Origin of the sequence: Sphaerisporangium krabiense, assembly GCF_014200435.1 — a bacterium.
In the GTDB taxonomy this organism is placed as follows: Bacteria; Actinomycetota; Actinomycetes; order Streptosporangiales; family Streptosporangiaceae; genus Sphaerisporangium; species Sphaerisporangium krabiense.
This window is the reverse complement of record NZ_JACHBR010000001.1, coordinates 4,646,570-4,657,845: the sequence shown is the minus strand read 5'-3', so window position 1 is coordinate 4,657,845 and position 11,276 is coordinate 4,646,570. Positions and strand designations below refer to the sequence as shown.

Sequence of the window (11,276 nt, the reverse complement as noted above, 5' to 3'; positions counted from 1 at the left end):
GGACCAGGGAGATGACGGAGACAGAGACGGGAACGACGGGGTTCGGCGCCCCGCCGCTGCGCCGGTTACGGTACTTCCACGGCCAGATGCTGAGCGCCAGGGACTTCCAGCGTGAGCAGGAGTACTTCCGCGAGAAGCTGCGGCTGCGGCTGCGGAGCCTCCTCGGGTACGGCGTGGTGTGCGGGCTGTTCGTCGAGCCGCCATGGCGGGGGGACGACCACCGCGACGCGGCCGGCGACGCGCCGGAGCCCGGCGAGGAGACCGCGGCCGGCGACGACGAGGCCGCCGAAGAGGAGGTCTCCGAGGACGACGCCGGCGACGAGCAGGACGCCGAGGGGCTGGACGCGTCCGGGCGGCACCGCCACCGGGCCAGGGTCCGGATCACGCCGGGCCTCGGCGTGGACTGCGACGGCAACGAGATCGTGGTCAGGGACGGCACCGTGGTCGACCTGTGGAAGGCGCTGCCGCCCGACGAGCGGGACACCGGCACGGTCTGGGTGGGCGTCCGGTACGCCGAGCGCCCGGTGGAGCCGACCCGGGCGGTCTACAACGACGGGTGCGCCGAGTCCTCCGACTGCGAGTTCGGCTGGACCGAGGAGTGCTACACCGTCCGCGTGACCGGGCACGAGCCGCCGCAGGACGAGCGCTGCGACACCGCCTGCGCCCCCGGCCGCCACAGGACCCTGTGGCTGGCCAGGATCGACGACGTGGACCTGCGCCGTCCGGTGCGCGAGGACCAGATCCACATGAACGTCCGCCGCCCGTTCGGCCGGCACGTGCCCACCGTGATCACCGGGGTCAACTGGATCCACGGCCACACCTACACCGTCGACGAGGCACGGGCCCTGCTCGGCACGCACGACGAGGCGGGCGGCCTGGTGGTGCGGTTCTCCGGCGACGTCCGGGTGGACACGCTGCTGCCCGGCGTGGTGGAGATCCAGGTCATCGAGGGCGGCGCCGGACGCAACGCCTCGACCTGGTACATGGGCGGCACGTTCGCCGAGCCGGACCGGGACGAGGAGTTCACCCGCGGGTTCCGCTACCGGCAGACCACCAAGGAGGTCCTGCAGGACGGCGACCGGGTGCTGATCAGCGTGCGCGGGGCGTTCATCCTCGACCGCTGCCGCCGCCCGGTGGACGGCACCCACGTCGGGGGCCGCGTCCCCACCATCGACCCGGCCGAGGACGACGGGTCGCGGGGCCGCGACGTCCCGCCGTCCGGCGTCGGGCCCTGGACGTCCGGCACCGGCGCGGGCGGCGACGTGTTCGAGAGCTGGTTCTTCGTGAGGGAGAGCTGAGGATGTCGACAGCCTGCGGATGCGGCTGCGGAGGGACGGCGACCCGGTCGCCGGCCTTCGTCCGGCCGCGCTTCTTCGCCGGGCAACTGCTCACCGAGGACGACCTGGAGCTGTTGGTCCGGTACGTGACGGGTAAGAGCAGGCTGCACAACCGGTCGGTGTCCGGCCCCGGGGTGGTGTGCGGCCTGGAGATCGGCTGCGATCCCTGCGGCGGAGGCACCGTCGTGGTGCGGCCCGGGCACGCCCTGGACGGGGCCGGCAACGACATCGTGCTGTCCTGCGCCGAGAAGGTGGACGTGCCGGCGCTGGTGCGCGAGCTGCGGGTCGGCGGCCTCGGCGTGGACTGCGGCGACCCGTGCGACGACGACGGCGCCCGCCGCTACGGGCTGTTCGTCCGCTACGAGGAGGCGCCCGTCGAGCCGGTGGCGCCGTACGCGACCGAGGAGCCGTGCCCCTCGCCCGGCTGCGTGCCGTCCCGGGTCCAGGAGGGCTACCGGTTCCTGGTCAAGCGGGACGGCTTCGAGGACCACCGGTACAACCCCGGCACGCGGCTGCTGGCGAGCCTCGGCGACCTGGACAGGGCCGGGCGGGCGCGGGCCCGCGACGAGCGGCTCGGCCGGTACGCCGACGCCATGTTCGTCGCGGCGCTCGGTTCCGACCGCGCCATCCGGTTCGACGCCTCCGACGCCAAGCGGTATGCCGACAGCCTGGCCTGGCTGGGCCAGAGCGGCGACGGGATCCCGGCGGATCCGGTGGCGCGGGAGATGACCGAGCACGTGCGCGCGCTGGCCAGCGCCGTCGCCCGGTTCGACACCTACGACGAGGCCGGGCAGAACCAGCTCAAGAAGGACTACCCGGACCTGGACGGTGTCCGCGACGCCCGGAAGATACTCCGGGGGTCCTGCGAACGGCTGGCCGGGACCGACGCCGAGGCCGTGTGGCCCGACCCGCTGCGCCGGTCGCTCGCCCGCGCGGTGGTCGCCGAGTCCGCGGCCCGGGTCGCGCCCGACCGGCCGGACACCGGCGCGCCGCTGGAGGTCCGCCTGCTCGCGCAGGGCACGCCGCTCGGCCACGCGCTGCAGGTGGAGTTCCGCGCCGACCTCAACCTGATCCGCGAGTGGCTGCTCGGCCGGCTGGAGGAGTCGCCCGGCCAGGCGGACTGCTCGCTGCGCGCCAAGGTTTCCGCGATCGAGGTGCCGCACCTGCTGCCGCGCCCGGAGGAGGGCGACGACGGGGAGCGGCTGTCCATCGCCGAGCTGCGGCGGATCGCCGAGTCCGCGGCCAGGCTGACCGCCGCGCTGCGCCGCTTCCTCACCGACGCCGCCTGCGCCACCCTCAACCCGCCGTGCGCGGACGGCGCCGGGACCGACGTCCTGCTCGCCCGCCTGGAGCTGGACGACTGCGACGTCGTCCGGGTCTGCGCGGCGACGCGCCCGCAGGTGCTGCCGGGCGGGTCGGCGTACGGCGAGTGGCTGCCGAAGCTGTACCGGCTGCGCGAGCTGGCCGAACGGCTGTGCCGCGCGCCGGCGGCGCGCCGTCGCCATCCGAAGCTCCCGCAGGACGGCCCGGTCCCCCGACCGTACCCGGAGGGGCTGCTGGCCGACCGGCCGCGCACCGGCGACCTGGAGGAGATGCTGACCCTGCTGCTCACCCCCGCGCCGGGCGAGACGCCGCCCAAGGCGATCCACGAGCAGGTGTACGCCGCGCCGAGCGAGGTCACCGACAGCCTCCGGGAGCTCTCGGTGCTGCGCGCCCAGGTGGCGGACCTGACCTCGGCGCTCGAGGGCCTGCGCGCCCAGCTCGGCACGGCGCAGTCGCAGGTCGGCGAGGTCCGGGAGCGGCTGCCGGAACGGCTCGGCGAGCGTCTGGAGGAGCTGGAGGGCGGCGCGCGCGAGAGCGAGTCCCCGCAGGCCCGCAGGCCGCGGCCCGGGCGGTCCCAGAAGCCGTCGCCGGGTGATTCCTCGTGACCGGCCCGCTGCGGCCCGAGTTCCACGAGGGCCAGGTGCTGGCCGCCGCCGACCTGTCGGCCACGGTCGCGCACGCCCGCGGCGCCGCCGCGCGCCAGGCGCGCTACCTGCACGAATGGGGCATCGCCGAAGGGCTGGAGCTGGTCACCGCGCCCCGCACCGACCCGCTGACCGGCGCCCGCCACGTCGAGGTGAGCCTGGCGGCGGGGATGGCCGTCGACGGGACCGGTCGCGAGATCGTCGTCGCCGAGCCCGTGGTGCTGCGCGAGAGCGACTTCGAGGACGTCAACGGGGCCGACCTGCCGACCGGTGAGCCGTACCCGGTGTTCCTCGCCTCCGCCGACCGCGAGCCGTCCCGGTCGCCGGTCGCGGGCTCGTGCGGCGGGACGGCCGGGCGGACCCGGGTCGAGGAGACCTACCAGGTCCTGTTCGGGCGGCTCGGGGACGAGCGGCTGGTCGCCGACCAGCGTCCGCCCGAGGTCGGGGCGGCGCCCGCCGACCCGCCCGTCCGCTGGCTCGTGCTGCTCGGGTACGTCCGGTGGACCGACGGCCACTTCGCCGGCGTCGAGGTCGCGGCGCGCGGGGTGGCGCGGCGCCACGCGGGGGTCCGCGCCGACACGGTGTCGGCGCGGGCGGGCTCGCTGACCCTGCGGGCCGATCCGGCCGCGCGGGAGGGCCGCCCGGCGCTGGTGCTGTCCGGCGGCGACCCGCCGAGCCTGGTGTTCGGGCTGTACCAGGGCAACGGGACGGTCGATCCGCTGATGACCGTGGCGGCCAACGGCAACCTGAGCATCCAGGGGAGCTTCTCCGGCCGGATCTCGGTGGGCAGCGTGCTCGTCCAGTCCGGGACGGCGACCGACGGGACGCTGCTGCCGCTGCCCGCCGGGGTCACGCCCGAGCAGGTCGCCGACGGCCGCGTCGTCCTGCACGTCCACCTCACCCCCCGCGTGCCGGCCACCCGGTCGGACTCGGCCCTGCACAGCACGGTGGAGGCCGCGGTAGGCCCCGACCGGCGGGTCCGCTGCCGGATACGGGTCTTCGACCCCCTGGCGTCCCCGGTGGAGGTCCACGACCGCCCCGGCGCGGTCGACTTCCTGGTCCTGGCGGCCGTCGCGGCGGCGGACGGAGGTGGCCGAGGATGAGCCCTTCCGCGGCCGACACGACGACGAACGGAGGTGGCTGAGGATGGCTCTTTCCGTGGTGTACGTGGCCGACACCGGGCACGTCGCCGGTGCGCTCGCGCTGACCGGCGCGGGGGCGCCCGCCGACGTGGCGGCGGTCGTGGGGGCCGAGCTGCCGCTGCGCGTCTCGCTCGGCGAGGGCAGGGTCGCGTCCCTTCCCCTGAGCGTCAGGCGGCTCGCCCTCGCGCCCGCCGACGACGAGCCCGGCGTGTTCGGCGGCCCGCTGGCGTTCGGGGTCGAGCTGACCTCCGACGGCAGGGCCAAGCCCGCGCTGGCACGGCTGGCGCCGTGGACGACGCCGCTGAGCCTGGCGAAGGACAGGCTCACGGTCGTCCTGCCGGTCGCGGCCACCCGCCTCACCCCGGTGCTGGCGCTCCTCTCCGACGGCCGCGAGACGCACGTCGCCGCCGGCGAGATCCCCCCGGGCGGCGACAGGGCGGAGCTCCCGGTGGCGCTCGACTCCGGCCCCCACGGCGTGCTGGTCCTGGTCACCGGGATCACGGGCCGCCTGGAGAAGCTGAACGTCCCGTAACCGCCCCCCGCCGCACAGGAGACGCCGTGATCCCGCCCACCGCACCGAAGACGCCGCAGGAGACGCCGTGACACTTCGCGCCGCGCCGGAGGAGACGCCGTGACCGCCGCGCCGGAGTGGCCGGACGCCGGGGTCACCCCGGGCGCCGGGGACTCGGCGGAGCTCGTCGTGGGCCGGTGCACGGTGACGGTGACGCGGCGCGGCGGGTGGAGCTGGGGGCCGGAGCCGGGCGGGCTGGCCGGGCGGGTCGTGGACGCCCTGCCCGGCGTGCTCGCCGAGCACCTCGCCGAGTACCTGACCGGCGACGGCCCCGACGTGGAGATCACCGAGCCGGTCGTCATCACGGTGCGGCCGGGACGGTGGCCCGCGCCGGCGGCCACCGGCGTGGTGGTCGCCCCGCCGGGCGGCCCGCTCCCCGGCGGGACGTCCGCCGGGCCGCGCACGGGAGCGTCCGCGGACGCGCTCGCGGAGACCTTCCGCGAGTCCTTCGCGGAATCGTTCTCGGAATCGTTCGCGGGGTCCGCCGTCCAAGCCCCGCCGGAGTCCGCCGTCACGCTGTTCGCCGAGCTGGCCGAGCGGAACGAACTCGGCCCGCTGCTGGCGCTGTTGCCGGACGACTCGGTGCGGGCCTACCTGCTGGCGCTGCTCGGCGACCCGGACGCCGCCTCCTCCCCCGTCGCCGGACGGGTGTTCGCCGAGCTGGCCCTGCGCACGGACCCGGCGCGGCTCGCCCGTTCCCTGCCGGAGCCGCCCCTCCCGCCCGGGCCGTCCGCCGATCCCGAAGAGGTCGTCGCGTCGCTGGCCGCCCTGTTCACCGGGCTCGTCGCACGGCTCGGGGCCGGGGAGACCGCCCGGCTGGTGACGTCGATGACGGCCCCGCCCCCGGACGGCCAGGACCGTCCGCCTCCCGCGCCGGGCCGGACCGGCGCGTCCGGCGAGGTGCGGGTGTGGTCGGCGTTGCCCTTCCTGCTCGCCGGGCCGCTGGCCAGGGTCGGCGTCCTCGACGCGATCGGCCCCGCCCTGGCGGGGCTGGACCTGGCCGGCGACGCCCCGCTCCTCGCCGCCGCCCTGGCGTACAAGGTGCTCGGCGTGACGGCGCGGGGCTGGCGGCGGGCCCGGCGCGACACCGTGGCCGCCGCCGCGTTCGCCGGGCTCGCCCCGCCCGTCCCCGAGGAGGAGCTGACCGCCGCCGCCGGCCGCCTGCGCCCCGCCCTCCCCGTGCTGGACGGCGTCCTCGCGCTCGCGGTGTCCCGCGGCCACGACGCCGCGGACCCGCTCCTGGTCACCGGCGCGGCGGGCGGCCTGCTGCTGGTGGACGCGCAGGGCCTGTTCCCTGTCGCCTGGGCGGACGAGGCGCCGGGCCTGCTGCCGCACTGGCGGGCGTGCGGGCGGCCGCCGGTCCTGGTGTGCGAGGGCCCGCTGCCGCCCGGCTGCCTGCGCGACCTGGCCGCGGCGGGCGTGCCGTTCCTGACGGCCCTGCGGCCGCTGCGCGGCGACCCGGTGACGCGCCTGCCGTGGCGTACCCCTGTCTGGTCCGCCGAGGGCGCGCGGGTGGCGCCGCGGCTCGCCGCCGAGCTGCCCGGCCACGCCGGACGCCTGGCCGGGCTCGTCCGCGCCCTGGCCGCCGAGCGCCGGGCGGCGCCGCTCGCCGCCCGCGACGACCTGGAGCGCACGGTCACGCTGGCCGCCGGGCTCGGCCTGGCGACGATCGCGTGGATGCTGTGGCGCGACCGGGAGACGCCCGATCCCGTGGTGGCGCTGACCCGGTTCGCCGACCTCGACGCCACGGTCCGCTTCGAGCGGGACGCCGTGCGGGTGCGCGTCCCGCTGGGCCGCCGCCACGCCGACCTGCTGCGCGCCGGCCTGCTTGCCGACGTCCCCGGTGTGGTGTGGCTGGGCGGACGGACCCTGACCTTCTCCGGTGGGTGAGATGTGATGAGCGCGCTGGAACACCTGCGGATCCGGCTGGAGTCCCTGCACGGGGCGCTGCGCGAGGCGGTCGAACGCCAGGCGCGGGCCGCCGCCCTGCTGACCCGGCCGGACCTGACCCCGTTCTGCGTGACCGACGAGCAGGTCGGCGTGCTGCTCGACGAGGTGGACGCGTTCGCCGCCGCCATGACCGAGCCCGGTCCCCCGCCGGAGCCGGAGCCGGAGGCCGAGCGGGAGCTGCGGCGGCGCGCCGCCGCCCAGGGCGTGACGCTGCCCCTGGACGCGCTCGCCACCCGGTTCTGCCTGACGCGCGCCGACCAGGACGCGCTGGTGCTGGTCGCCGCGCCCGAGCTGGACCGCGCCTACGAGCGGATCTACGCCTACGTCGTGGACAACCTGAACCGGCGGCTGCCCTGCGTCGAGCTGCTGGTGACGGTCGGCGGCGCGACCCCGGCGGCGCGGCTGGCCCGCCGCCGGGCCCTCGGCCCCGACGGGCCGCTGCGCCGCTTCGGCCTGCTGCGCGCGCACGGCGAGGCCCCGGTCGAGCTGGCGCAGGAGCTGGTGCTCGGGCCGGGCGTGCTGGCGTTCCTGCTGGGCTGGGGCGGGGACGTCGGGCTGCTCGGCCACGACCCGGGCGAGGTGGCCGCCGGACCGCGGGCGCTCCCGCCGTACCTGGCCGCGTCGGACCGGCTCACCCGGCTCGGCCGGGCCCTCGGCGCGGGGGACATCGACCTGGCGGGGCTGTGGGGATGTCCGCCGGGCGACCGGCTCGACGTCGCCCAGGCGGTCGCGCACGCGGCGGGCAGGCCGCTGCGCGCGCTGGCCCCGGACGGCGGCGACCCGGCCGCGGGCGTGCGCGCCGCCGCGGCCCTGGACGCGGTGCTGTGGATCTCCACCGACGACCTGCACGACGACCCGCGCCTGGCCGACGCGCTGTGCGCGACGCTGCTGCGCTCCCGGGTCCCGGTGTGCCTGACGGGACTGAAGCCGTGGCGGCCGGCGGGCCTGCTGGCCGCGCGGGCGTACGCGGAGCTGACCGTGCCCGCGCCGGGGCTGGGCGACCGGCGCGCGATGTGGTCGGCGGCGCTCCCGCAGGTGGACGGCACGCTGCTGGAGGACCTGGCCGTCCGGTACCGGATGAGCGGCGGGGAGCTGCGCGCGGTGGCCTCGGTGGCGGGCGCCGGGGCGCGCCTGGCGGGCGGCGGGCCGCCTGCGCCGGTCGCCGACCACGTCGAGCCCGCGATCGCCACCGTGACCCGCGGGCGCAACGGCAGCGCCGTGCGGTCGATCCTGCCCCGCAGGACGATCGACGACCTGGTGCTGCCGGACGGGCAGCTCAGGCAGATCCTGGAGATGGTGTCGGCGTTCCGCGCCTGGCCGCGCGTGGCCGAGACCTGGGGGTTCGGGCGGCGTTCCGGGAACGGCGGGGTGAAGGCGCTGTTCACCGGCGAGCCGGGGACGGGCAAGACGATGTCCGCCGAGATCGTCACCGGCATGCTCGGGCTGGAACTGCTGAAGGTGGATCTGGCGCAGGTGGTCTCGAAGTGGGTGGGCGAGACGGAGAAGAACATGGAGGCCGCGTTCCGGCAGGCGGAGGAGAGCCACGCGGTGCTGCTGTTCGACGAGGCCGACGCCCTGTTTGGCAAGCGCGGCGAGGTCCGCCACGGCACCGACCGCTACGCCAACCTGGAGGTCGGGTACCTGCTGCAACGCCTGGAGGCCAGCGACGGCCTGGTGATCCTGACGAGCAACCTCAAGGAGAACATCGACCCGGCCTTCACCCGCCGCTTCCACTTCGTCGTCCACTTCCCCCGGCCGGGCGCGGCCGAGCGGCGCAGGCTGTGGCGGCTGGCCTTCCCCGAGGAGGCGCCGCTCGGCGCGGACGTGGACCTGGAGGCGCTGTGCCGCCTGGACATGACGGGCGCGGGCATCGGCGCGGCCGCCCGCACCGCCGCGCTGGCCGCCGCCGACGGCGACAGCCCGGTGATCGCCATGCGGCACGTCGTCCGGGGGGTCGCCCGGCAGTTCCAGCGCGAGGCCCGGCTGCTGCGTCCCTCCGAGCTCGGCGCGCACGCCCACCTGCTCGGCGACGACGAACCATCGGGGTGATCCGTGATGCTGCCCATCGACCCGCCGCTCTCCCTGGTCCGCTGCCTGATGCCCGGCTCGCCGGCCGCGTCCCGTGAATGCCGCCTGGCCACCGAAGCACACAAGTCAGGCAAACCCCAGGCCGTGCGCCCGGCCGCGGGCCCCGTCGTGGTGCCGGCGTCGGCGGGCAACGCGGCGACGGCCCACGCGATGCACGCCGCGCCCGCCACCGTGCCCCTGCTTCTCACCGGCCAGAACCAGGCCGGCAACGCCGCCGTCGCCGGCGCCGCCTGGGCCGTCCCCCCGCCCGCCGCGCCCCTCGCCGTCACGCCCCTGAAGCCGAAGGACGCTCCCCCGGCCTGACGGCCGGTCCACGCCGCCGCGGGTCAGGCGGCGCTCGCGTACGGGGACGTCGTGAGGGCGTTCAGGACGAGACGCGGGTCGTCGGCGAAGAAGCGGAGGGTCGTGACGTCGGCGGAGCCACCGAGGGGGCGCTCGACCGTGACCGGCGCGTTCAGCTCGACGACCAGGTTGACCTGCGAGGACACGGCCGCGGTGAGCACGTCGCCGACGATGGACACCATGCTGCGCTCGTTGTACCCGCGGGTCGGCCGCACCGAGGCGATCAGGTCGCGGGGCACGCGGACGTCGAGGTAGGCGCCGTAGCGGACACGCAGCTCCTCCGCCGACACGACGTGGGGCCGGGTGACGCAGGCGGCGCCGAACGCCACCCCGAACACGATCCCGTAGAGGTCGACGACGAGGACCGGGACACGCACCGCGTCCGGGACGCCGAACGCGACCAGCAGCAGGTCAAGGCCGACGGTCTCGATCACCGTGACGAAGATGATGAGCACCAGCGTCGTGACCTGCTCCCGCGCGTACGAGGCGGCGGTGGCCCCGGGCGGCACCCCGACGCGGCGGCGCGCGATCCACAGGAAGACGCTGATCGTGGCCTTGGCCTCGAACTCCATGATCTTTCGCACTTTCGTGGGAACGAGCCCGTGGTAGGTCAGCCGCAGCGCCGCCCGCCGGTCCGCGCCGCCCTTGCGGTTCGCGCGGAACAGGCGGTACGCGGCCGCCGCCTCCAGGGCGAGGACCAGCATGACCACGGTCTCGGCCGTCCAGACGACGTAACCGGGCAGCGCCATCCCGGACACGAGACAGATCATGAGCAGGAGCTCGGCGGGGAACACGGTGAACAGGGCGGCACGGGCGATCCTGACCATCACTCTCGCTCCTTCAGGATGAGCACGATCTCACGGAACACCTCGACCTGGGCGGGCGACAGCTCGGTGAGCATCGCCTCGCCCCACAGCCGGCCGCCCGCGGCCCCCTCGGGAGCGTGCCCCTCCGGGCGCAGCGCGGCGGGCGCCGCGCCCAGGTTCGCCACGATGATCGCGGCGATCTCGTCGGGGAACTGGGCGGCGAGGTCGGCGGCGAGCGCGGCGACGCGGGGGTCCTCCCGCCCCGCGCCGGCCAGCTCGTCGAGCCGGTGGTAGAGGGCCTGGCTGCGGGCGAGCGCCTCCGGCTCGGTGAAGGGCCGCATCAGCTCGGCGACGCGCGCCCGATCGCCCGGCTCGGCGACGGTGCCCATCAGCCCGAACAGCTCACGATCGAGCGTCGCGATCTTGGACCCTCCCGCGGACATGTCGCGCAGCATCGTCGCCATGTCGAGCGACACCATCCCGCCGGGACGCAGATCCGCCTCGGCCAGCAGCGCCGCGACCCGCTCGCGCCTGATCGCGAGCGCCTCCTGCTCCCGGGCGAGGTCGGCGTCGAGCTCGAGCAGCACCTCGCGCAGCTCCCTGCCCTCGTCATCGGCGAGCGCGTCCCGCAGCTCGTCCAGCGTCAGCCCCAACTCGGCCAGATGCCGGACCCGCGCGAGCGCCACCGCGTCACGGAATCCGTACTCACGGTAGCCGTTGGCCAGCCGAGGCGGCTCAGGCAGAAGTCCCAGGTGGTGGTAGTGGCGCACGGTACGGGTGGACACCCCGACCATGGCGGCAAGCTCGCCGATCCGCATGCCTGCATTACACACGTTGACGTCGCGGCAAGGTCAACGCACCGGACGGCCCTCGGCGGCAGCCGGTTCGTCGGGCGTCCCAGGTCGTGCGATCTGAGCGCGCCCGGCGCGCGTGGGTTGACCCTGGAATGTCCGGGTGGGCGGCGCTGATAGCGCGATGTACTCCCAAGGCCTCCGCATGCCGCCGATCGCTTATCTCAACCAACGGGCAGCCCGGCCGCATCCGGTCCAAAGCCTGTCGGCCCTGAACCGCCA

General features: G+C 76.2%; 9 protein-coding genes. 7 read left to right on the top strand and 2 right to left on the bottom strand.

All coding sequences use genetic code 11. The annotated features are described in order from the left end of the window. Positions 1-11: 11 nt before the first annotated feature. From BJ981_RS20570 to BJ981_RS20540, 7 genes are all read left to right on the top strand, one after another. A complete protein-coding gene (locus BJ981_RS20570; protein ID WP_184612921.1) occupies positions 12-1,298 on the top strand; it encodes a hypothetical protein in 1,287 nt (428 codons plus the stop codon). A gap of 2 nt (positions 1,299-1,300) precedes the next feature. Further along, positions 1,301-3,265: a hypothetical protein gene (locus tag BJ981_RS20565; RefSeq protein ID WP_184612920.1), complete on the top strand. Its 1,965-nt coding sequence runs from the start codon at positions 1,301-1,303 to the stop codon at positions 3,263-3,265. Further along, a complete protein-coding gene (locus tag BJ981_RS20560) occupies positions 3,262-4,407 on the top strand; it encodes a hypothetical protein (protein WP_184612919.1) in 1,146 nt (381 codons plus the stop codon). The genes BJ981_RS20565 and BJ981_RS20560 overlap by 4 nt, the downstream gene beginning before the upstream one ends. A 43-nt stretch (positions 4,408-4,450) precedes the next feature. After that, a complete protein-coding gene (locus tag BJ981_RS20555; RefSeq protein ID WP_184612918.1) occupies positions 4,451-4,978 on the top strand; it encodes a hypothetical protein in 528 nt (175 codons plus the stop codon). A gap of 99 nt (positions 4,979-5,077) precedes the next feature. After that, on the top strand, positions 5,078-6,907 hold the full coding sequence (locus tag BJ981_RS20550) for a hypothetical protein (RefSeq protein ID WP_184612917.1): 1,830 nt from the start codon (positions 5,078-5,080) through the stop codon (positions 6,905-6,907). Between the two features lie 6 nt (positions 6,908-6,913). Further along, the gene (locus BJ981_RS20545; RefSeq protein WP_184612916.1) at positions 6,914-9,016 is read left to right on the top strand and encodes an ATP-binding protein; all 2,103 of its coding nucleotides are present in this window, start codon (positions 6,914-6,916) and stop codon (positions 9,014-9,016) included. 6 nt (positions 9,017-9,022) lie between these two features. After that, positions 9,023-9,358: a hypothetical protein gene (locus BJ981_RS20540; RefSeq protein WP_184612915.1), complete on the top strand. Its 336-nt coding sequence runs from the start codon at positions 9,023-9,025 to the stop codon at positions 9,356-9,358. Positions 9,359-9,381: 23 nt separating this feature from the next. Here BJ981_RS20540 and BJ981_RS20535 read toward each other — a convergent pair whose 3' ends face one another. Continuing rightward, complete coding sequence (locus tag BJ981_RS20535; RefSeq protein ID WP_372437145.1) at positions 9,382-10,224, bottom strand: hypothetical protein; 843 nt, start codon at positions 10,222-10,224, stop codon at positions 9,382-9,384. Beyond that, complete coding sequence (locus BJ981_RS20530) at positions 10,224-11,021, bottom strand: MerR family transcriptional regulator (protein WP_184612913.1); 798 nt, start codon at positions 11,019-11,021, stop codon at positions 10,224-10,226. The genes BJ981_RS20535 and BJ981_RS20530 overlap by 1 nt, the downstream gene beginning before the upstream one ends. Positions 11,022-11,276 lie beyond the last annotated feature (255 nt).